The organism is Actinomadura barringtoniae (genome assembly GCF_017573505.1).
Lineage (GTDB): Bacteria > Actinomycetota > Actinomycetes > Streptosporangiales > Streptosporangiaceae > Spirillospora > Spirillospora barringtoniae.
Genome location: NZ_JAGEOJ010000003.1, coordinates 173423 through 195550, shown reverse-complemented (window position 1 = coordinate 195550; position 22128 = coordinate 173423). Strand labels below are relative to the sequence as shown.

Below are 22128 nucleotides of genomic sequence, written 5' to 3'. Positions count from 1 at the left end.
AGGGGTCTCGCAGATGCGCGTGCTCGTCACGGGCGGAGCCGGGTTCATCGGCTCCCACTACGTCCGGGAGCTGGTGTCGGGGGCCTACCCGGCCTGGCGGGACGCCGAGGTGACGGTCCTGGACAAGCTCACGTACGCGGGCAACCTCGCCAACCTGGCGCCGGTCGAGGGCGGCTTCGCCTTCGTCAAGGGCGACATCCGCGACCCCGAACTGCTGGCCGAGCTGGTCCCGGGCCACGACGCCGTGATCAACTTCGCGGCCGAGTCGCACGTCGACCGGTCCATCGCCAGCGCCGGGGAGTTCGTCCGCACCAACGTGGAGGGCGTCCAGGCGCTCATGCAGGCCTGCCTGGACGCGGGCACGCCGCGGGTGGTCCAGGTCTCCACCGACGAGGTCTACGGCAGCATCGAGACCGGTTCCTGGGACGAGGAGACCCCGCTCGCGCCCAACTCCCCGTACTCGGCGGCCAAGGCGGGCGGCGACATGATCGCCCGCGCCTACGCGCGCACGCACGGGCTGCCGGTCAGCATCACCCGCTGCGGCAACAACTACGGTCCGTACCAGTTCCCTGAGAAGGTCATCCCGCTGTTCGTGACCAACCTGATGGACGGGCTGACCGTGCCGCTCTACGGCGACGGCGGCAACGTCCGCGACTGGATCCACGCGGCCGACCACTGCCGCGGCATCCAGGTGGTCGCCGAGCGCGCGGAGACCAGCGCGCCGGGCGAGGTCTTCCACATCGCCGGAACGGCCGAGCTGACCAATCTGGAGCTCACCCAGCGCCTTCTGGACGCGCTCGGGGCCGGCTGGGACCGGGTGGAGCGGGTGGTCGACCGCAAGGGCCACGACCGCCGCTACTCGCTCTCGGACGCCAAGCTGCGCGCCCTCGGGTACGCCCCCCAGGTCTCGTTCGAGGAGGGCCTGGCCGATACCGTGCGTTGGTACGCCGACAACCGGAATTGGTGGGAACCGCTGAAGGGTGGCTCGTGACCTGGTTGATCACTGGGGCCGGGGGGATGCTCGGCACCGACCTGACGTTGCGGCTGCGGGACCAGGACGAGCACGTGGTGCCGCTGTCGCGTGACCGGCTTGACCTGCGCGACGCCTCCTCCGTACGGGCCGCGCTGCGCGAGCACCGGCCCGCCACGGTGGTGAACTGCGCGTCCTGGACGGCCGTGGACGACGCCGAGACCCATGAGGCCGAGGCGCTGGAGATCAACGGCTCCTCGGTGTCGGTGCTCGCCGACACCTGCGCCGACCTCGGCGCGACCCTGGTCCAGATCTCCACCGACTACGTCTTCGAGGGGCTGGGCTCCGACCCGTACGCCGAGGACTCCCCGACGGCGCCGCTGAACGCCTACGGGCGCACCAAGCTGGCGGGGGAGCTGGCGGCCCTGGCGACCGACTCCTACGTCGTACGGACCGCCTGGCTGTACGGCGCGCATGGCGCCAACTTCGTCCGCACGATGATGCGGCTGGCCGCCGAGCGCGAGACGGTCGACGTGGTCGACGACCAGTACGGCCAGCCGACCTGGACCGGTGACCTGTCCACCCAGATCATCCGGCTGGTGAAGTCGGACGCGCCGGCCGGGATCTACCACGGCACCAACGCCGGCCGGACGAGCTGGCGCGGCCTGGCCCAGGAGGTCTTCGCGCTGCTGGGCCTGGATCCCGAACGGGTGCGCCCGACGACCAGCGACAAGTTCCCGCGTCCGGCCCCGCGCCCGTCCAACAGCGTTCTCGGGCACGACCGGTGGAGCAAGGCGGGCATGCCGCCCATGCGGCACTGGCGCGACGCGCTGCACGCCGCCTGGCCGGAGCTGGCCCGGAACGCCTGACCCAGACCGACGCGGAGCGGCTAGATCGTCATGCCCAACTTGGCGTAGTAGTCCAGGCACCCCTGGTAATCGGGCAGCAGGCCGGTCCGCTGCGCGTCAACGAACGAGGGGGCCTCGGCGTCCTTGGGGGAGAGGGTCGGCTCGACATCGGACGGCCACTCGATGGCCAGATCCGGGTCGAGGGGGTGCACGCCGTGCTCGTGGCCGGGGTTGTACTGCTCCGAGCAGAGGTAGACGACCGTGGTGCCGTCCTCCAGCGACAGGAAGGCGTGCCCGAGGCCCTCGGCGATGTAGAGGCAGCGGCGGTTCTGGTCGTCGAGGCGGGTAGCCTCCCACTGCCCGAACGTGGGGGAGCCGACCCGCAGGTCCACCACCACGTCGAGGACCGCGCCGGTCACGCAGGTGATGTATTTCGCCTGGCCGGGCGGCACGTCGGCGAAGTGGACGCCGCGCAGCACCCCGCGGGCCGACGTCGAGGCGTTGGCCTGGGCCAGGTTCATGGACTGGCCGAACGTCTCCACGAAGCCGTCATGGCGGAACCACTCATGGAACGAACCTCGCTTATCACCATGGATACGCGGAGAGAACAAATAGGCACCTTTGATGCTGAGTGGGTCCACATGCGCAAGAATGCCACACGCCCCGCCGAAGAGATGGAAGCACGTTGTGAGAGCTCAGCATCGCGGCACGCGATGGTGCGTCGCCGTTCTCGCCGCCGTGACCTTCGTGGTATGCGCCGCCGTCCCGGTCGCCGCCGCGTCCCCCGCCGCCCCCACACCCACCCCGAGTTCCGGTGTGACCGCCTCGACGACCTCGGCGTCGGGCTCGGCGCTGCGCTGGACCGATCCGCATCTGACGTCCCCTGGCGGGCTGTCGGCCGGGATCACGCATCCGGACGTGTGGTGGACGTTCGACGCCCAGGCGGCCCACACGCGGCTGATCGCGCTGGACTCACGCGGCCGTACGGTCGCGACCTACCTGCTCCAGGGCGTGACCCACTGGAACGCGCTCACGGTGGTCAAGAGCGGCTCCGCGGCGGAGCTGGTGCTCGCCGACCTCACCAAGGGCCAGTCCGAGGCCGGCCTGGTGACCCTCTACCGCGTCGATGAGCCCGCCCATCTCGGCACCGGGACGCTGGCGGTCAAGTCGTACCGGCTGAAGTACCCCGACGGCGGCCACGACGCCGCCACGCTGCTGGCGAGCCCGTCGGACGGGCGGCTCTACATCGTCAGCCGGTCCACGGTCGCGGCGGCCGTGTTCGCCCTGCCGGGCGCGCTCGGGCCGGAGGTCAACAAGCTGACCCGGCTGCGCAAGCTGCCGTTCGGCGTACGGGCCGGGACGTTCACGCCCGACGGACGGGTGGTGCTGCGGACCGCGGCCGACATCCGGATCATGAACACCATCCGGGACCCGGAGCTGGCCGGGACGATCAAGACCTCGCGCGCCGTGGGCGACGCGATCGGAGCCGCCGCCGACGGCCGCTCGGTGATCGTCGCCGACAAGGGCCAGCGGTCCGCCCGCACGGTGCGGCTGCCGGCCTCCAAGGGCAAGACGCCGCTGGCCGGGGCCACGACGCCGGTGTCGGACAACGGGTCGTCCCCGTTCGACTTCACCGGGGGCCCGTCGGGACCGCCCGGCGGGATGCTCGGCACCGGGGCGCTGATCGGCCTGGTCGTGCTCGGGATGCTAGGCGGCCTGCTTTACGTCCGAGGGCGCCGTACCGCGCCCGGAGGAGCCCGAGCCGCGGCCCGTCAGAGCACCCGTGGGCGTCGTCGCCGCCGGTAGGTCACCGCCCTGGCGGCGCAGCACCTCGGTCCAGGCGACCAGGAGCAGCAGCCAGATGCCCGACACGTTGGCGGGCGTGGCCAGGCCCTCGGTGGTGATGCTGTCCACCACGAACATGGCCAGGATGCCGAGCACCATGCCGCCGTCGGCGCGCAGGCTGCGGTTGCGCAGCACCAGCAGCAGCACGAAGGCGAGGGTGAGCAGCAGCACCGCGAAGGCCGCGGTGCCGACCGCGCCCTGGTCGACCAGGGTGTTGACGAACGCGTTGTGCCCGCCGCCGAGGCCGATGTCGTCCAGGAACAGGCCGCGCGAGGCGCCGAGCCCGCGGCCGAAGATCGGCGACTGGGAGTAGGCCTTCATCGCCAGCGACCACAGCTCCGTACGGGAGTTCAGCGAGGCCAGCGACTGGGCGGACTCGCCGCGTTCGGCGAACGCCAGGATCTTGTCGGAGAAGGCCAGCGCGCCGAGCGCCGCCACCGCCGCGCCGATCACGATCACGTCGATCCGGCCGCGCGGCCCGCGCGCGCCCGCCAGCAGCACCAGCATCCCGACCGCGCAGCCCGCCGCCGCGCCGCGCGTGCCGGTCGCGATCAGGGCGCCCGACAGCACCGCCAGCGCCCCGACGTAGATCGCCGGATGCCACTGCCGTTCCCACGGGGCGGTGTAGCGGATCAGGTAGCCGACGACCAGCAGGATCGCGATGGCCAGGTAGACGCCGGCCGTGACCGGGTGGACGAAGAGCCAGTTGAAGCGGTCCTTGGTGTGGGCGGACCGCGGGAAGGGGTGAGCCACCCCGATGGCGACCGACACCAGCACGATCCCGATGAAGGCGTGCGCGAGCCGGCGCATGTCGGCCCGGGTCGCACGGGTCGCGAGGGCGTGCGCCACCATCATCGTGATCAGCAGCTGCACGGCCCGGACCGTGCCGAGCGACTTGAACGGCGACCAGAGCGCCGACAGGGCCACGAACCCGGCGAAGACCCAGGCCGCGAACTGCAGGCCGGTGATGCGCCGGGTCGGCGGCCGGAGGCCGAACCGCCAGACCAGGAACAGCGCCGCCGCCCCGTAGACCGCGATCTCCAGCAGGACCGTGAAGTCCGCGCCGCCGCCGACGGTCTGCTCCGCCGACCGGCTGCGCAGCTTGTAGTCGCTGGCCAGCATGAGGGCGAGCGGGAGGACGAGGGTCCACCGGCCCGCCGACGGCGAGAGAACGCGGTGACGCCGGGGGAACAGCGCCGGGAAGGTCATGGGGCCTCCTGGCCTGGACTGAGGAGCGCAGGGAGCGCAGCGACCGGAGTGACGAGGGAAGGCCGGGAGCTGACGCCCCATGATCCGCCGTGCCGGAGGCGCGGCATCGAATAGGTCATGAGGGGCTCCTGGCTCGGTCAATCGAAACACAGGATACGGGCGCCTCGCGGAACCTACGCTGTCCCGGGTGAATCGCCCTCCGTTGCCCGCGCCCATGATCTCCGCAGGTCGCACCGCGATCCGCCGGTACGGGACGGCCACGGCCGGGCTGCGGCCGCCGCCGGACTTCCTGCTCATCGGGGCCAAACGGGGCGGATCGACCTCGCTCTATTACACCCTGCTCGACCATCCGGCGATCATGAAGCTGTTCCCGGCCGCGCGGTTGCTGCCCAAGGCGAACGACACCAAGGGCGTGCACTACTTCGACTCCTCCTACGAGCGCGGGACGGCCTGGTACCGCTCGCACTTCCCGAGCGCGGCCGCCCGCCGCCGGGCCAGGGCGCGGGCCGGCGGGGACGTCGCGGTCGGCGAGGGCTCGCCGTACTACCTGTTCCACCCGCTGGCGGCCGAACGGGCGGGCCGTGACGTGCCGGACGCCCGCATCCTGCTGATCCTGCGCGATCCGGTGGAACGGGCGTTCTCCCACTACCGGGAGCGCCGCCGGGGCCACGCCGAGGACCTGGTGACCTTCGAGGACGCGCTCGCGGCCGAGGAGGAACGCCTCGCGGGCGAGCGGGAGCGGATCATGGCCGAAACCGGCTACACGAGCTACGCCCACGAGCAGCAGTCCTACCGGGCGCAGGGGGAGTACGCCCCGCACCTGAGGCGCTGGCTGGAGCACTTTCCGCGCGAACGGGTGCACGTCCTGGTCGCCGAGGAGTTCTACGCCGATCCGCAGACCGCGGTGAACGAGATCGCCACGTTCCTGGGCCTGCTGCGCGCACCCCTGTCGCCCGCCGCCCGCAAGGTGTGGAACGCCGCGCCCAGCCAAGAGCTCAAGCCCGCGACCCGACGGCGCCTCGCCGCGCACTACGCGCCGTTCAACGCCGATCTGGAGGCCCTCCTGGGCCGCACCCTGCCCTGGACCTGACCACGCGCCGATCTTGCTCTCAGCGCCCTCTGCGGCACTCGTGAAGGGCACTGAGAGCAAGATCGGCGTTTTGGAGGTTCCTAGAGGTTCCAGGAACCCATGTGGCGGGTGCCTGCCGGTTTGCCTAGGAGGGCTGCGATGGGGGCGGGGAGTGGGCGGGCCGCGCCTTCGGCCTTGGGCGCCAGCGTGGCGGCGATGCCGCCGGTGGGGGAGGCGGCCGTGCCCTTGTCGTCGAAGATGCCCTGGGCCTCCTGGCCGGTGGACGCCTTGAACTCCGCCAGCGAGCCGAACGTGGCCGGGCCGCCCTTGCCGCGGGACCAGACCACCAGCCACTGCGGCGTCTGGTCGTTGCGGCGCAGGTAGGCGTTGGCGTTCAGGCGGATGTCCATCTCGGCGGCGGACCGTTCGTGCGAGTGGTCCTCGACGCAGACCATGCAGGCCGCGCCCGCGCGGCTGTCGGCGAACGTGTTGTTGCTGGCGGTGATCTTGCCGAGCAGCCAGGTCATCTCGGGGTCGGGCCCGGTCTGGCGGGCGTCGTGCCCGGGGTCGCCGGGGTTGCTGGCCCGCCGCTGGTCCTGCACGAGGTGGATCGTGCGGCCGTTCCCGGCGAAGGTGTTGTTCCAGAGCTGCACGTCCGAGGTGTTGTTGATCTTGATGCCGTCGCCGCCGTTGTCGCGGACCACGTTGCCCGCGACCACGGCCTTGGCGCTCAGCTCCAGGTCCAGCCCGTGATCGGCGTTGCGCACGATCCGGTTGCCCGCCAGCGTCACGTCGTAGACCGACTCGTCCACCCAGATGCCCTTGCCCAGGTTGCCGACCGACACCGTGTTGAGCACGGCGACCTTGCGAGACCTGGTGATCTTCATGCCGCCCGACACCGGCGAGAACTTGAAGTGCTCGGTGTTGTTGTGCTCGAACCGCGCCGACTCGACCCGCAGGTCGTCGGCCTCGTTGGCGTGCAGCCCGAGCAGGCCGTTGTCGGCCAGCGTGATCCGGTTGAGCCGGGCGCGCGGCGCCTGCGACACGGTGAGCGCGGACGTCGCGGACTGCTTGACGATCACGTTCTCCACCGTGACGTCCGGCGCGGTGACCTTCACGGTCGCGATGTCGGGAAGCGAGGTCGCGTAGCCGCGCACGCCGATGCCGCGCAGCACCGTGCCCGCGCCCTGGACGGTGATCGCGTCCTCGAGCGTGCTGGCCCGCACGTCCTTACCGCCGGGGTCCGAGCCGACGTAGAGTCGCTGGGCCAGGTCGTCGACGTAGAACGTGCCCTCGCGGACCTCGGCGCGGGTGCTCACCTGGCGCAGCGCCGTGCCGTTGACCCAGACCTGGTCGGGGTGGGCGGCCAGCGGGTACTTCGGGTCGAGGAACTGGAAGTCGGTGTTCCCGCTCGGCGCCGCCCCGCGCGTGTAGCTGGGGCTGGAGTCGAACTTGGCCGTCCAGCCGTCCTTGAACCAGACGCCGTCCTCGTGGACCCAGCCGCCGACCGGCGAGGTCCCGTCGAACCAGGCGGCCTCGCCGGGCTGGTTCTGGATGGTCAGCTTCTTACCCGCCGGGATCTGCACCGACTCGTGGTACGCGCCGCCCCGCAGCACGATCGTCCCGCCCGAGGGCGCCTTGGCGATGGCCTTGGAGACGGTGCGGAGCGGCTTCTTGGACGTTCCCGAGGCGGTGTCGTCGCCGTTCGGCGCGACCACGATCGCCTTGCCGGGCACCTTGTAGGAGGCCGCCCCGACCGGTGCCGATCCGGGCGGCAGCGCCTCGGCCGGGTGCGGCTTCTTGTCGTGCGGGATCTGCCAGCCGAGGAACCCGACCAGCACGATCACCGGAAGGGCGAGAACCCTGACGATCGACGCGCGTGACATGTGATGACCCTCTTAGCCCCCGGGGACATTCACTAAGAACGTAGCGACCAGGGGCCCGTCAGGCCACTCGGGTGCGGGATCCCGCCCACCTCGGCAGAGGAGGGAACCGGCGGATCAGGGGTGCAGGGAACCGGCGAAGACGGCGGTCTTGTGCGTGGAGTCGAAGCGCACCTCGACCATCACGGCCTTGTAGCCCGAGCTCGGCAGGTCGAAGGCGTAGGACGCCGACTTGCTCCCGCCCGCCGGAACGGTGCCGTAGAAGTCGTTGATGTCGGCGTACGACGTCGGGCTGGCCGAGGTCTTCTTCGGCCCGTACTTGGCGACGACCCGCACCTTGTTGAGGTCCAGCGTCTTGCCGGAGCCGTTGGTGAACTTCAGCGTGAAGATCGTGAGGGTGCGGCCGGGGATCTCGCCGGGGCCCTTGGCGGTGTTCTTCACGTACCGGATCCCGCTGACCGCGACGCTGATCTTGTCGCTGTAGGTGACCGGCTTCTTCAGGCTGCCCGAGGTCGTGAGCCCCTTGGATCCGGGCGCCGCGGTGCCCTGCGCCTCCGGCTGGGAGCTCGGGGGCGGCGGCGGGCTGCCGGTCGCGGCGTTCGCCTTCTTGTCGCCGCCACCGCCGCAGCCGGCGAGCGCCAGGCTGAGCGCCAGGACCGTGCCGGTCGCGAGGAGGTAGGTCGGACGCTGCGTTCCCGGGGTTCCCGGACGGGACATTGCGGCTTTCTCCTCGATTCGTCGGATCAGGGGCACGGTGCGGGTCAGGGGCACAGTGTAGGGCTCCTCGGCGATATGTCCGATGTTGTTCGGTTACTCTGCCTTTACTCACGTGACCTTGGGGGTTACGGAAGACGAGGGGCCAGGGGGGCCGTTCCGTGAGACTTCTGTGGCGTCGAAATCTCGCCGCGACCGCCGCGCTCGCGCTCGCGAGCGCCACCGTACCGGCGCTCGGCGTGATCCCACCGGCGAACGCCGACACCGATCCGCCCGCCGGGACCCCGGCGACGGTGAGCGCCGATCCGCTGCCTACGGCGCAGGTGAACGGCGTGGTCTGGAGCATGGCGACGGTCGGCACCACGGTCTACGCGACGGGCAGCTTCACCAAGGCGCGCCCGGCCGGCGTGGCCGAGGGCGGCGCGGGCGAGGTGGACCGGGCGAACCTGCTGGCGTTCGACCTCACCACCGGCAACCTGGTCTCCTCGTTCAATCATTCGCTGAACGGTCAGGGGCTGCGCGTCGTGGCCTCGCCCGACGGGACGCGCGTCTACGTCGGCGGCGACTTCACGACCGTGGACGGGCAGGCCCGCTCCCGCATCGCGGCCTTCGACACCGCCACCGGCGCCCTGGTCCCCGGCTTCAGCCCGTCGGTGTCCTCGCGGGTCCGGGGCATCGCGGCGACCAACTCGACGGTCTACTTCGGCGGCAACTTCTTCAACGTCAACGGCAAGTCGCGGACGCGGCTGGCGGCGGTGAAGGCCTCCGACGGCACCAACATCGACACCTGGCGCCCGACCGCCGATGACGACGAGGTGTTCGCGCTGGCCATGGCCCCCGGCGACCAGCGCGTGATCATCGGCGGCCGGTTCCAGAAGATGAACGGGGCGGACAAGGTCGGCATCGGCGCGGTCGACGCGTCCACCGGCGCGACCGCGCCGTGGAGCAGCCGGCCGATCCCGACCAAGCTGAGCTCGACGAACTTCTCGTACGTGACCGACCTCAACGTCCAGGGCGACACGGTCTTCGGCGCGGCCGACGGCGAGGGCGGGCACTGGTTCGACGGCCGGTTCGCGGCCAAGGCCGAGACCGGCGACCTGGTGTGGCTGGACAACTGCTACGGCGCCACGTACGGCATTTTCGCCCAGGGCCAGTCGGTCTACAGCGTGTCCCACGCCCACGACTGCTCCTCGCTCGGCGCGTTCCCCGAGACCAGCCCGCAGACCTGGCACCGGGCGCTGGCCGAGACCAGCTACCCGACCGGCACCGACCAGGCGCCGCCGGGCTCCAACAGCAACTACAACAAGCAGCCCGTCCCGGGCCTGCTGCACTGGTACCCGACGCTGGCGATCGGGTCGTTCACCAAGCAGTACCAGGCGGCCTGGGCGGTCACCGGCAACGCCGACTACGTGGCGATGGGCGGCGAGTTCCCGAGCGTGAACGGCAAGGCCCAGGCCGGGCTGGTCCGCTTCGCGGTGAAGGACAAGGCGCCGAACAAGACCGGCCCGATCGCCTCCTCGCTCGGCGCGCCCACGGCCGTCGGGCTGCCCGGCGGCAAGGTCCGCGTGTCCTGGAAGACCACCTGGGACATGGACAACGAGAACCTGCGCTACGAGGTCCTGCGGGACGGCGGCACGACGCCGGTCGGCGTGGTGGAGAAGAAGTCGGCGTTCTGGCGGATGCCGACGACCGCCTTCCTGGACGGCACCGCGGCGGCGGGCACCGGCCACACGTACAAGATCAGGGTGAAGGACGCGGCGGGCAACACCGTCACCGGCTCCGCCGAGTCCAACGCGGCGACGCCCGGCGCGGGCACCACCGGCCCGTACGCGGGCGAGGTGACCGCCGACGATCCCGACGCGTACTGGCGGCTCGGCGAGTCCGGTGGCCCCGCCTACGACTACGCGGGCGGCAACGACCTCACCCTGGCCTCCGGCACCACCCGCGGCCAGGCGGGCGCGCTCTCCGGCGACTCCGACACAGCCGTGAAGTTCAGCGGCGGCCTCGACGGCACGGCCGCCAGCGGCTCCGCGCCGACGCCCGGCGACTTCAGCGTCGAGGCGTGGGTGAAGACCACCAGCACCTCCGGCGGCAAGATCATCGGGTACGGGAACCAGGGCACGCTGAACAGCAGCTCCTACGACCGGCACCTCTACCTGACCAATGACGGGCGCGCGGAGTTCGGCGTCTACCCGGGCGCCACCAAGACGATCCGCAGCGCAGCCGGGCTGAACGACGGCAAGTGGCACCACGTCGTCGGCACGCTCGACTCCGCCGACGGCATGAAGCTCTACGTGGACGGCGCGCAGGCCGCCGCCGACGCGAGCGTCAAGAACGGCCAGGTCTACGCGGGCGTCTGGCGCGTCGGCGGCGACAACCTCAGCGGCTGGCCCGACAGGCCGTCCAGCGACTACCTGAACGGCACGATCGACGAGCCCGCCGTCTACGGTCGCGCGCTGACCGCCGCCCAGGTCGAACGCCACCACGGCGTCGGCGCGGGCACGGTCACGCCCAACAAGCCGCCGACGGCCGCGTTCAGCTCGTCCTGCGACCAGCTCGCCTGCACCTTCGACGGTTCCGGCTCGGCCGACTCCGACGGGACGGTCGCGAGCTACGACTGGGACTTCGGCGACGGCAAGGCCGGCACCGGCGCCAAGCCCGCGCACACCTACTCCGCTGCAGGGGATCACACCGTCCGGCTGAAGGTCACCGACGACGACGGCGCCACCGACGAGATCGTGCACACCGTCACCGTGCGCTCGACGACGCTGGCGGCCGACGCGTTCGAGCGCACGGTGGCGAGCGGCGGCTTCGGCACCGCCGACACCGGCGGCGCCTGGACGGCCGTCGGGACCCCGAGCGCGCTGTCGGTGAGCGACGGGGTCGGCAAGATCGCGCACGCCGCGCCGCAGGCCGGGGCGGGCGCGTACCTGACCGGCGTCTCGTCCAAGGACACCGACGTCGGCCTCGCGTTCTCGGTCGACAAGGACCTCACCGGCAACGGGCTGTACTTCGGCGTCGCCGGACGCCGGATCGGCGGGGTCGGCGACTACCGGGCGCGCGTGCGGCTGCGGCCGTCGGGCGGGGTCTCGCTGATGCTGACCCGCAACAGCTCGACGAACGCCGAGACCGTCGTCACCGCCGAGCAGGCCGTCTCCGGGCTCACCTACGCGCCCGGCCAGAAGCTGCGGGTGCGGTTCCAGGTCACCGGCGGCAGTCCGACGACGCTCAAGGCCAAGGTGTGGGCGGACGGGACCACCGAGCCCGGCTGGCAGATCAACGGCTCCGACTCGACCGACGGTTTTCAGGTCGCGGGCGGCGTCGGATTGCGCACATATCTAGCCGGCAACGCCACCAACACCCCGATTTCTTTGTCCGTGGACAACTTCTCGGCAATTGAGGTGATCGAGTAGCGGGCGAATCGGTCGGACGCTACGATTCCCGGTCTGTGTGGGGCCTTTGAGGCCAACGAGGCAAACCAGGTCAGGGGATGCCGTCCTGTGAATATTTCGTCGCGTGTCCGTGCGCTCAAGCCACGAGGTCGTAAGGGCTGGGCCGCCGTAGCGGCCGTGAGCTCCGGCGTACTCGTCGGTGCGGCCGTGGTGCCGAGCTTCTTCGACGGCACCGCGGTGCCGGCGACCAGAACGGGCGCCGAGACCGCCGCGACCGTGACCACCGAGGCGCTGCCGACCTGGCAGGTCGACGGGGTCGTGTGGAGCATGGCGACGGTCGGCAACACGGTCTACGCGACGGGCAGCTTCACCAAGGCGCGCCCGCCGGGCACCTCGCCCGGCGACGCCAAGGAGGTCGCCCGGGGCAACGTCCTGGCGTTCGACATCACCACCGGCAACCTGATCACCTCGTTCAACCACACGCTGAACGCGCAGGGCCGCCGCATCGTCGCCTCGCCCGACGGCAAGCGCGTCTACGTCGGCGGCGACTTCACCGCGGTGGACGGCAAGGAGCACAAGCGCATCGCGGCGTTCGACACCGCGACCGGCAAGCTCGTCGACGGCTTCGCCCCGCAGGCGTCGGCGCGGGTCAGCGGCATCGCCGCCACCGACTCGACCGTCTACTTCGGCGGCAACTTCTTCAACGTCAACGGCAAGTCCCGGACGCGCCTGGCGGCCGTGAAGGCCTCCAACGGCGCCAACCTGGACGCCTGGAAGCCGACCGTCGACGACGAGGTCATGGCGCTGGCGGTCGCCCCCGGCGACAAGCGCGTGATCATCGGTGGCAAGTTCCAGCACCTGAACGGCGAGAACAAGGTCGGCGTCGGCGCGGTCGACGCGACCTCGGCCGCGATGGCCGCCTGGACCAGCCGTCCGGTCCCGACCCGGCTGGACCCCAAGTCGGCCATGTCCTACGTGACCGACCTGCGCGTCCAGGGCGACACGGTGTTCGGCGCCGCCGACGGCGAGGGCTACCACTGGTACGACGGGCGCTTCGCCGCCAAGGCCGAGAACGGCGACCTGGTCTGGCTCGACAACTGCTACGGCGCCACCTACGGGATCTTCCCGCAGGGCCAGTCGGTCTACAGCGTGTCGCACGCCCACGACTGCTCCTCGCTCGGCGCGTTCGGCGAGACCGTGCCGACCACCTGGCACCGCGCGCTGGCCGAGACCGCGAACGCGACCGGCACCGACCACGCGCTGCCCGGCAGCAACAGCAACTACCACGGCCAGCCGGTCCCGAGCCTGCTGCCCTGGGAGCCCAAGCTCGGCGTGGGCTCGTTCACCAAGCAGTACCAGGCCGCCTGGGCGGTCACCGGCAACGCCAAGTACGTCGCGCTCGGCGGCGAGTTCCCGAGCGTGAACGGCAAGAAGCAGACCGGCCTCACCCGGTTCGGTTTCCCGCCGCCGCCGAAGCCCGTGGTCGTCGCGTCCGACACGTTCGGCCGCTCGGTGAAGAGCGGGTTCGGCAGCGCCACCACCGGCGGTGCATGGACCGACGCCGGAGCCAAGGGCGCGACCTCGGTGAGCGGCGGCGCGGGCAAGGTCAAGCTCGCCAAGAAGGGCTACAACGCGGGCGCCTACCTGACCGGCGTGAAGTCCCAGAACACCGAGCTCACGTTCAAGCTGTCCACCGACAAGGCCGGCAGCGGCAGCGGGATCGCCGTCTGGGGCGTCGGCCGCAACGTGCGCGGCGCCGGTGACTACCGGGCCCGCGTCCGGCTGGCGGGCAACCAGGTCTACCTGCAGCTCAGCCGCAGCGACAACAAGAACGTCGAGTCCGTCGTGGTCAAGGAGCAGGCGGTCAAGGGCCTGACCTACAAGCCCGGCCAGGGACTGCGCCTGAAGCTCCAGGTCACCGGCTCCTCGCCGACGACCCTGCGGGCCAAGGTGTGGGCGGACGGCAAGGCCGAGCCCGCCGCCTGGCAGCTGAGCGGCACCGACACGACCCCGGGCCTGCAGGCCGCCGGCGGTCTGGGCGTCCGCGCCTACCTGGGCCGCACCTCCGCGGCCCCGGCGACGATCTCGGTGGACGGCGTCTACGCGGTCCAGCCCCGCTAGTCCTGACAGGGCTAGATCATCCGCTGACCAGGGCCGATAAAGGTCACGATTCGATAATTCAACCCCGGTCGGTTCAGGTCCGACTTTCCCCTCCCATTACCATCTCTTGACCAGAGTGGCCGATGGGGTCACAGGGGGACTTCGGGCAGGGGTACCGACTCTTGAGAGTTCTTCAGCGTCATCGCCGGGCGGCCCTGGCGGCCGCCGCATCGTTCATGCTCGTCGCGGCGGCCGCCGCACCGGTGGCCGCCGACACGGCGCCGCCCGCGGGCACGCCCGCGACCGTCTCGGCCGATCCGCTGCCGACGGCGCAGGTCAACGGCGTCGTGTGGAGCATGGCGACGGTCGGCGACACGGTCTACGCGACCGGCAGCTTCACCAAGGCGCGCCCGGCGGGCGTCGCCGAGGGCGGCGCGGGCGAGGTGACGCGGCAGAACCTGCTCGCGTTCAACCTGACGACCGGCGCCCTGATCACCTCGTTCGACCACGCGCTGAACGGCCAGGGCCTGCGGGTCGTGGCCTCGCCGGACGGCTCGCGCGTGTACGTCGGCGGCGACTTCACCACGGTCGACGGCCTGCCGCAGACGCGGCTCGCGGCGTTCGACACCACCACCGGCGCCTTGATCACCGGCTTCAAGCCGACGATCTCCAACCGGGTGCGCGGCATCGCGGCGACCAACTCGACGGTCTACTTCGGCGGCAACTTCTTCAACGTCAACGGCAAGTCGCGGACGCGGCTGGCGGCGGTGAAGGCCTCCGACGGCACCAACATCGACACCTGGCGGCCGACCGCCGATGACGACGAGGTGTTCGCGCTCGCGCTCGCCCCCGGCAACCAGCGGGTGATCGTCGGCGGCAAGTTCCAGAACATGAACGGCGCGCCCAAGGTCGGCATCGGCGCGGTCGACGCCTCCACCGGCGCGACGGCCCCGTGGAGCAGCCGCCCCATCCCGACCAAGTCGGGCAGCAGCTTCTCCTACGTCACCGACCTCAACGTGCAGGGCAACACCGTCTTCGGCGCGGCCGACGGCGAGGGCGGCCACTGGTTCGACGGCCGGTTCGCCGCCGACGCCTCCGACGGCACGCTGACCTGGCTGGACAACTGCTACGGCGCCACGTACGGCATCTACGCCAGCGGCCAGACGGTCTACAGCGTCTCGCACGCCCACGACTGCACCTCGCTCGGCGCGTTCACCGAGACCAGCCCCACCACCTGGCACCGGGCGCTGGCCGAGACGACCGCGGCCACCGGCACCGACAAGGGCGCCCCGGGCTCCAACAGCAACTACAGCAAGCAGCCCGTGCCGAGCCTGCTGCACTACTTCCCGACGCTGGCCATCGGCTCGTTCACCAAGCAGTACCAGGCCGCCTGGGCGGTCACGGGCAACGGTGACTACGTCGCGATGGGCGGGGAGTTCCCGCGGGTGAACGGCAAGGCCCAGGCCGGGCTGGTCCGCTTCGCGGTGAAGTCGGCCGCGCCCAACAAGTCCGGCCCGGTCGCCGCCGACCTGGCCGCGCCGACGGCGAGCAAGCAGTTCCTGTCCACCAAGATCAAGGTGTCCTGGAAGGCCACCTGGGACATGGACAACGCCAACCTCACCTACGAGGTGCTGCGCGACGGCGGCACGACCGCCATCGGCACGGTGAGCTCGGCGTCCAACTTCTGGACCAAGCCGAGCCTCACGTTCACCGACTCCAGCGCGCCGAAGGGCGCGCACACCTACAAGATCCGGGTGAAGGACCCGTTCGGCAACGCGATCACCAGCGCCGCGTCGAACTCGGTCTCCAACTAGCAGCCGCGCATCGCCTTCAGGGCGGCCGTCAGGCGGCCCTTGAGCGCGGAGTCATCGTCGGAGTCGCACCGACAAGCGACCCGCCGGAGCCAGAAATCTATGGCCTCGGCGGGTCGTGTCGTGTCCGGGCCCGTGCCGAACACGGCGGTACGGGTGGCAGCGAGATAGACGTGGTCGGCGCCCGGCGGAGCCCAGGACGCGTCCTCCCAGTCGATCAGCCACGGCAGGCCGGGACCGCATTTGCGCAGGTTCCAGGGCGTGAGGTCGCCGTGCATGGGCAGCCAATGCGCGGGCGTGCCTTCCGGACGCGGGAGAACGGGCGCCAGGCACGACTGGACGCCGTCCACGACCGCGTCCACGTCCGGGCGGGGGGCCGGCCGGGCGGGGCGCGGCGGCATCGCCTCGATGACCATCCAGTGCCAGCCCGCGGTCGTGTCGCGGTCGAGCAGCCGGGGCACGCGGAACGCCGGTGACGCGCCGCCCGGGAACGCCTCCATGGCTCCCGGGAACGCCTCCAGGGCGCGCGCCTCGCGGTCGAGCTCGCCCTTGTCCGCGCGCAGCTTGAGGAAGCCGACCGGGCGGCCGGAACGCAGCAGGACGGCCGCGACGCCCTCCCGCGAGGCCTGCGGGCGCTCGTACACGGCCATCTCGTCGAACGGGTCCAGCCGGGCGGCGAGCTCGCGCCATCGATCGGGCTCGCCGGGCGGGCTCCAGGGCGTGCGCGGGCCGGGGATGATCCGGGGCCCGGCCGCCGCGACCGCCCCGTACAGCAGCCACTGCGCGGCCAGCGCCGCGGGGCGCGAACGGGTCAGCAGCGAGATCCCCGCCATGGCCGCGCGGCGCGAGCCGGTCGGGACCAGGACGTTGCCGTGCCCGGCGCGCGGGCGGATGAAGTCGGTCGTTACGGAAATGTCCGAGCCGGGTCCGTGCTCGCCTCCGGTCGCTGTGGGGCGGTCGGAGGCTGCCATGACCCGGGCTCAGCTCACCGCTTCCTGCGTACCGTCCTGCGGGTCAGCCGGCGCGCGGCCAGGTCGGCGCAGAGCCGCTCGTAGGCCGTGGCGACGTCGTCCCAGACGTAGCGCTCGGACGCCCGCTTGCGCGCCGCGGCGCCGCGGTCGGCCGCCGCGCCCGGCTCGGCCTCGGCGGCCTCGATCTCGCGGGCGAGCACCGGCGCGTCCGGGAAGAACCGGCCCGCCTCCTCGCCCAGGACCTCGCGGTTGAAGTTGACGTCGAAGGCCAGGACCGAGGCCCCGGCGCCCATCGCCCGCAGCAGCGACGGGTTGGTGCCGCCGACCGAGTGACCGTGGACGTAGGTGAGGGCGCCCGCGTAGAGGGCGTCCAGCAGCTCCTGGTCCCAGACGCCGCCGAGGAAGTTGATCCGCGGGTCGTCCCCGGCCAGCTCGCGCAGCTTGGCGGTGTACTCGTCGGCGTACGGGGCCGAGCCGACCACCACGAGCGGCTTGGTCGCGGTGCTCTTGCGGTAGCCCTCGACGGCCACGTGCACGTGGTTCTCGGGCTCGAACCGGGCCACGACCAGGTGGTACTCGCCGGGCCTGAAGCCCGCCTCGGCCAGCTTGCCGGTGTTGATCGACTGCAGGATCGGCGCGCCGTAGGCGATCAGGACCGAGTCGGCGTCGAACCGCTCGACGTAGTAGTCCTGGATCCCGCGCGCGTCGGCGATCAGGGCGTCCGACCAGCGGACCGCCAGGCTCTCGGCGGTGCGGTAGTAGCGCTGGCCGGTGCCGCTCCACTTGGTGCGCTTCCACTCCAGGCCGTCCACGTGGGTGGCGACCGGGATGCGCATCGCGCGCAGGAACGGGAGCAGCGGCGCGTTGGCCGCGTTGAACACCAGCGCGACGTCCGGCCCCTTGCGGACGATCTTGCGGCCGATGGCGTGCATGACCGAGAAGCCCGTGTGGCTGAGGGTTTCGGCCACCTTCTTCTCCACAGCGGGGAGGTGGACCAGCTTCATCCCGAGGTACTCGGGTTCGGGGTGGCGCTCGCCGCGGCAGTAGACGACGACCTCGTGTCCGGCCTCGGCCAATCTGCGGCCGACCTCTTCCACCGCGGTCTCGAACCCGCCGTACCTCGCAGGAACCCCGCGGGTCCCCACCATGGCGATGCGCACCTACCGGCCTCCCACTTCACTTACGCACCATGTTTTGTCAGTCCGCCAAGGGTAAGGCGAACGGGTGCTGTACGTCCCTACGGTAAAGGAGAGTTAATCTGAGGGTTACGGGACACTGGTAATCAGGGGGGCCTGCATGCCAGGAGGGGGCGAACGTGGGCAGACGCGACCAGGGATCTTTTGTGGTGCTGGCGCACCCGTCACCGGATCTGTACGGCTCGGACCGGATGTTCATCGAGTCCGTCCGTGCCCTGAGCCTCGATCATCGGGTCGTCGTGACCCTACCGGCGGATGGGCCACTGGTCCCGGTTCTCCGTGAAATCGGTGCAGAAGTGCGCATTCTTTCTGTTCCGGTGCTGCGCAAGGCCTATATGTCCCCGACGGGCATGATCAAATTGGCGTTCAGCGCCCTGCGCGCGATGCCTTCCGCACTTCGGCTGCTGCGCGGCGCCTCGGCGGTCTACGTCAACACGATCACCATTCCGATCTGGCTGGCGGCGGCCCGGATCGCGCGGGTTCCGTCGGTCGTCCACGTTCACGAGGCCGAGGACCGGGTGCGCGGACCGGTGCACACCGCGCTCACCGCGCCGCTCCGGCTGGCCCGGGCGATCATCGCCAACAGCCGCGCCAGCGCCGCCGCCCTCGGGCCGGTGGGGGAGCGCGGCCAGGTCGTCTACAACGGCGTCGCGGCGCCCGACGACATCACCGAGCCCCGCTCCGTGCTGACGCCCCCGGCCCGCATCGTGCTGGTCGGGCGGCTGTCGCAGGTCAAGGGGTCCGACATCGCGGTGAAGGCCGCCGGGCTGCTGCGCGAGCGCGGGTACGACGCGACGCTGACCCTGGTCGGTGCCGTCTACCCCGGCAACGAACCGTTCGAGGAGGAGCTGCGGCGCCTCGCGAACGGCGAGCGGGTCGAGTTCGCCGGGTTCCGATCCAGTGTCGGAGCGTCACTGTCCGCAGCGGACCTGGCGATCGTGCCCTCTCGGATGGAGTCGTTGGGTAACGTCGCGGTGGAAGCGATGCTGGCCGGACGGCCGGTGGTCGCCGCCGCGGTCCAGGGACTGAACGAGGTCGTCACAGACGGTGAGAACGGCGTGCTGGTCGCGCCGGACGATCCGGCGGCCCTGGCGGACGGCGTCGCCCGCCTGCTGGACGACTGGGACGGCGCGCTGGCCATGGCCAAGCGGGCCCAGGCGGACGCGGCCGAACGATTCGGCCGCGACCGTTACCATGGCGAACTGCGCGAAGCAGTCCGCAGGCTCATCCATCCCCCCGCCCCCGACAACGACAACGCCCCCGCCGCAAGGACGCAGAGCACGCGATGACAGCACAGAACCCTGTCCCGGCCACACCGGAGATCAGCCTCATCGAGGCCGTCTGGCGCTACCGGCTGATGTCGTTCATCATCGTGCTGGCCTCGGTCCTGGCCTCGGTCGCCGCGACCCAGATCCTGTTCAGCAGCGTCAACGCCACCGCGCGGTTCGCGGTCACCGACCCGACGAACAACAACAACGTGCTGCGCATGGGCGTGGTGTCGGGTCAGGGCTACGCGACCTACACCGCGCAGCGGGCCGCGTTCGCGGGCTCGGCGCCGGTGCTGGCGCGGGCCGCCGAGATCGTCAAGAGCAAGCACGGGCCTAGCCTGACGGCGGCCCAGCTGCGCGCCCGCGTGCAGACCTCCAGCAAGCCCGACGGAGGCGTGGTCATCGTGACCGCGAGCGCGGGCAGCATGGGCGAGGCGGCGGGCATCGCCAACGCGGTCGTGCAGGCCTACCAGGACGTCACGGTCTCCACCGCGGTCGACAAGCTCGACAAGCAGCTGAAGAGCCTGCAGGACGCGCAGAAGAAGATCACCGACGATCTCGAGGTCACCACCCGCGGCACCTCCAGCTATCGCCTGATGTCCAGCAACCTCGCCAAGCTCCAGTCGCAGGAGAGCGGGGTGCTGTCGGCCAAGGCCAACGCCAACGACGGCGTCCAGTTCGTCGACACCGCCGACGCGGCGTCCTCGGCGGGCAGCAAGCTGCCGCAGAACGCGGTCATCGGGCTGGCGCTCGGCGTGATCATCGCCTGCATCGTCTCGTTCCTGCGCGCCTCCGGTCGCAACCGTCCCCGTCCGGTGGTCGCCGTCCCGGAGATCCCGGCGGGCCCGCCGCCCGGCCCGGGCCCTGATCCGGCGGCCGGCACCCCGGCGATCGCGGGGCCGTCGGCCGAACGCGCCGCTCCGGTCAGCGAACCCGTCGCCGACTGGGTCGCCGACCGCGCCGCTGACTGGGCGGCCGAACGCTCCCACCGCACCGGCCGCCGTGGCCGCGACGGCGCCTCCGCCGTCGACCCGGCCGTGGAGCGGGCGGTGGAACGCGCAGGACGCGTCTGGACCCCCGAAGAGGTCCACGGTCCGCTCGCGTCCCCGGCCCTGGAGAAGGAGTCCGGCCGCGACTCCGGCCGCGGCAAGCGGAGCGGCAACAAGAACAACGGGAAGAGCAACGGCACCTCCTCGCTCCTCAACGTGGACGGTCAGGACGACCCGACCCGGCCGACCGAGATCCCCGTCGAGCTGTGGGCGCCCGAGAAGGGCGGGGGCGACCCGACCAGCACCCAGGAGGACAGGTCGTCCCGCAGGAACGGCACCGGCGGCGCCACCTCCACCGGTAACGGCAGCGGCGGCTCTGGCAGCGGTGGCTCTGGTGGCGCCGGCGGCAGCGGCTCGTCCAGCAAGGCCAAGGACGTGGACCGGAAGGACGAGGGCGGGGACGAGGGAAAAGGCGACTCCAGCCTGATGCACTACGACCTGGACAGGTGAACCCCGGCGCATCAGGCGGGGTGCGGAGCAAGCTGGCGAAGGCGCTGGCCTCCGTCGGCGGTGCGATGACGGTCCAGCTGGTCACCTCCGGTGGCAGCCTGCTGATCCAGACCCTCGCCGCGCGGTCCCTCGGGACCAACGGCTACGGCGCGTACGCGCTCTTCTTCGCGGCGATCGTCATGATCACCGCGGTCCAGTCCGGCTGGGTCGGCGACCCCCTCACGGTCTATGACCGGTTCGCGCCGCGCATCCGCGGCGCCCTGATCCTCACGATCGCGGGCACGGCCCTGGCGGGCGCGGTGGCGGGCGTCATCGTCTCGGTGTCGATGGGCCTCACCGGCCCGCTCGGGACGCTCCTCTACGCCCTCCTGGTCGCGCTGTGGCTGCTGAACGAGACCGGCCGCCGGATCTTCACGGCGCGGATGCAGTTCTGGCGCCTGGCCATCAACGACTGCTGCTACCTGGTCACCACGCTGCTGACCATGGGCATCGCGGTCGCGATCGGCATCGGCTCGTCGGTCGAGCTGGTCCTGGCCTGCATGGGCCTCGGATGCCTCGCCTCGATGGTCCTGGCCCGGCTGCAGTTGCCCGGCAAGGAGTACCGGCGGGCACCGCTGCGCGGCACCGCGATCCGGGAGATCGCGGAGTTCTCGTGGTGGCGGTCCGTTCAGGCGGGCATCCGGCCCGGCGCGCTGCTGGTCACCCGGATCCTGATCGCCACGCTCGCGTCCACCGGCGCGCTGGTCGGCGTCGAGGCCGCCCGGCTCCTGCTCGCGCCCGCCCTCACGTTCGTCAACGGGACGGGCTGGTTTCTGCTGGGCAACTTCGCCAAGGCCGAACGCGACGGGCGGCCCATGCGGGCCCGGCAGGCCGTGTGGGCGTGCGCCCTGATGTCGGCGGTCGCGCTGGTCCTCAGCCTCGGCGGCATCGTGCTGGTCGGCGTTCTGGAGCCGATCGTCACCGGCGGCAAGTTCGAGGTGGACCGGCTCGCGCTGTTCGGCTGGGGGATCTACGCGGTCTGCTTCGCCTGCACGCTGCCCCTGGTGAGCCTCGCCACCGCCCGCAAGCGCTCCCGCGCGGTCTTCACGATCCGCAGCGTCGAGAGCCTGGTCGGCCTGTCGGTCCTGGCGATCCTGCTGCTGGTGGACCCCGACCACGCGTCCCTCGCTCCGTACTGCCTGGGCATCGGCGGCCTGGTGTCGGCGGCGATGCTGTGGCGCATGCTGCGCCGCGAGGACCCGCCTCCCGGCTTCGTACGCCCGCCCACCACTGAGCCCCAGCCCGCCACTGTATAACCGCGCCGATCTTGCTCTCAGCGCCCTTCCGTACCCTCCGAAAGGGCGCTGAGAGCAA

16 protein-coding genes are annotated in these 22128 nt (G+C 71.4%); 10 read left to right on the top strand and 6 right to left on the bottom strand.

From position 1 onward, the window contains the following. The first annotated feature begins 13 nt into the window (after positions 1–13). Entirely contained in the window at positions 14–991 is a 978-nt protein-coding gene (gene rfbB / locus J4573_RS07860) for a dTDP-glucose 4,6-dehydratase (RefSeq protein WP_208254608.1), read from the top strand. Beyond that, complete coding sequence (rfbD, locus tag J4573_RS07855) at positions 988–1839, top strand: dTDP-4-dehydrorhamnose reductase (protein ID WP_307796545.1); 852 nt, start codon at positions 988–990, stop codon at positions 1837–1839. Before rfbB ends, rfbD begins: the two co-directional genes overlap by 4 nt. Before the next feature lie 20 nt (positions 1840–1859). Here the strand turns inward: rfbD and rfbC are convergent, their stop codons facing one another. Then, positions 1860–2459 (bottom strand): dTDP-4-dehydrorhamnose 3,5-epimerase, encoded by a 600-nt coding sequence (gene rfbC, locus J4573_RS07850; protein WP_208254606.1) that lies wholly within the window; start codon positions 2457–2459, stop codon positions 1860–1862. A 46-nt stretch (positions 2460–2505) separates the two neighbouring features. On the opposite strand from rfbC, the gene J4573_RS07845 reads away from it, so the two are divergent. Next, entirely contained in the window at positions 2506–3624 is a 1119-nt protein-coding gene (locus J4573_RS07845; RefSeq protein WP_208254605.1) for a hypothetical protein, read from the top strand. Here the strand turns inward: J4573_RS07845 and J4573_RS07840 are convergent. After that, positions 3526–4872 carry an O-antigen ligase family protein gene (locus tag J4573_RS07840; protein ID WP_208254604.1) on the bottom strand — a complete coding sequence of 449 codons (1347 nt, stop codon included), beginning with the start codon at positions 4870–4872 and terminating at the stop codon, positions 3526–3528. The genes J4573_RS07845 and J4573_RS07840 overlap by 99 nt on opposite strands. A gap of 187 nt (positions 4873–5059) precedes the next feature. Here J4573_RS07840 and J4573_RS07835 point away from each other — a divergent pair, with 187 nt between their 5' ends. Beyond that, positions 5060–5962: a sulfotransferase domain-containing protein gene (locus tag J4573_RS07835; protein ID WP_208254603.1), complete on the top strand. Its 903-nt coding sequence runs from the start codon at positions 5060–5062 to the stop codon at positions 5960–5962. Between the two features lie 80 nt (positions 5963–6042). On the opposite strand, the gene J4573_RS07830 is transcribed toward J4573_RS07835, so the two are convergent. Both J4573_RS07830 and J4573_RS07825 read right to left on the bottom strand, forming a co-directional pair. Then, entirely contained in the window at positions 6043–7827 is a 1785-nt protein-coding gene (locus tag J4573_RS07830; RefSeq protein ID WP_208254602.1) for a right-handed parallel beta-helix repeat-containing protein, read from the bottom strand. Positions 7828–7941: 114 nt separating this feature from the next. Beyond that, positions 7942–8541, bottom strand: coding sequence for a hypothetical protein (locus J4573_RS07825; RefSeq protein WP_208254601.1), 600 nt, complete (start codon positions 8539–8541; stop codon positions 7942–7944). A 158-nt stretch (positions 8542–8699) separates the two neighbouring features. On the opposite strand from J4573_RS07825, the gene J4573_RS53740 reads away from it, so the two are divergent. The 3 genes from J4573_RS53740 to J4573_RS07810 all read left to right on the top strand — a co-directional run bounded on the left by J4573_RS53740 (position 8700) and on the right by J4573_RS07810 (position 15844). Next, entirely contained in the window at positions 8700–11951 is a 3252-nt protein-coding gene (locus tag J4573_RS53740) for a LamG-like jellyroll fold domain-containing protein (protein WP_307796544.1), read from the top strand. Between the two features lie 156 nt (positions 11952–12107). After that, positions 12108–14051, top strand: coding sequence for a PQQ-binding-like beta-propeller repeat protein (locus J4573_RS07815; RefSeq protein WP_208254600.1), 1944 nt, complete (start codon positions 12108–12110; stop codon positions 14049–14051). Between the two features lie 161 nt (positions 14052–14212). Beyond that, complete coding sequence (locus J4573_RS07810; RefSeq protein ID WP_208254599.1) at positions 14213–15844, top strand: WD40 repeat domain-containing protein; 1632 nt, start codon at positions 14213–14215, stop codon at positions 15842–15844. Here the strand turns inward: J4573_RS07810 and J4573_RS07805 are convergent. Both J4573_RS07805 and J4573_RS07800 read right to left on the bottom strand, forming a co-directional pair. Further along, positions 15841–16812 (bottom strand): phosphotransferase, encoded by a 972-nt coding sequence (locus J4573_RS07805; RefSeq protein WP_208254598.1) that lies wholly within the window; start codon positions 16810–16812, stop codon positions 15841–15843. The genes J4573_RS07810 and J4573_RS07805 overlap by 4 nt on opposite strands. Positions 16813–16826: 14 nt before the next feature. Further along, positions 16827–17972 carry a DUF1972 domain-containing protein gene (locus J4573_RS07800; RefSeq protein ID WP_307796543.1) on the bottom strand — a complete coding sequence of 382 codons (1146 nt, stop codon included), beginning with the start codon at positions 17970–17972 and terminating at the stop codon, positions 16827–16829. A gap of 227 nt (positions 17973–18199) precedes the next feature. On the opposite strand from J4573_RS07800, the gene J4573_RS07795 reads away from it, so the two are divergent. From J4573_RS07795 to J4573_RS07785, 3 genes are read left to right on the top strand one after another with little or no spacing between them, the layout of a single operon-like run. Then, positions 18200–19297 (top strand): glycosyltransferase family 4 protein, encoded by a 1098-nt coding sequence (locus J4573_RS07795; protein WP_243772714.1) that lies wholly within the window; start codon positions 18200–18202, stop codon positions 19295–19297. Then, complete coding sequence (locus J4573_RS07790; protein WP_208254597.1) at positions 19294–20775, top strand: hypothetical protein; 1482 nt, start codon at positions 19294–19296, stop codon at positions 20773–20775. Before J4573_RS07795 ends, J4573_RS07790 begins: the two co-directional genes overlap by 4 nt. A 20-nt stretch (positions 20776–20795) precedes the next feature. Continuing rightward, positions 20796–22070 carry an MATE family efflux transporter gene (locus J4573_RS07785; RefSeq protein ID WP_208254596.1) on the top strand — a complete coding sequence of 425 codons (1275 nt, stop codon included), beginning with the start codon at positions 20796–20798 and terminating at the stop codon, positions 22068–22070. Positions 22071–22128 lie beyond the last annotated feature (58 nt).

Coding starts and splice junctions, on each gene's coding strand:
- rfbB (WP_208254608.1), top strand. CDS start 14: ATGCGCGTGCTCGTCACGGGCGGAGCCGGGTTCATCGGCTCCCACTAC.
- J4573_RS07840 (WP_208254604.1), bottom strand. CDS start 4,872: ATGACCTTCCCGGCGCTGTTCCCCCGGCGTCACCGCGTTCTCTCGCCG.
- J4573_RS07830 (WP_208254602.1), bottom strand. CDS start 7,827: ATGTCACGCGCGTCGATCGTCAGGGTTCTCGCCCTTCCGGTGATCGTG.
- J4573_RS07825 (WP_208254601.1), bottom strand. CDS start 8,541: ATGTCCCGTCCGGGAACCCCGGGAACGCAGCGTCCGACCTACCTCCTC.
- J4573_RS07805 (WP_208254598.1), bottom strand. CDS start 16,812: ATGGCAGCCTCCGACCGCCCCACAGCGACCGGAGGCGAGCACGGACCC.
- J4573_RS07795 (WP_243772714.1), top strand. CDS start 18,200: ATGTTCATCGAGTCCGTCCGTGCCCTGAGCCTCGATCATCGGGTCGTC.
- J4573_RS07790 (WP_208254597.1), top strand. CDS start 19,294: ATGACAGCACAGAACCCTGTCCCGGCCACACCGGAGATCAGCCTCATC.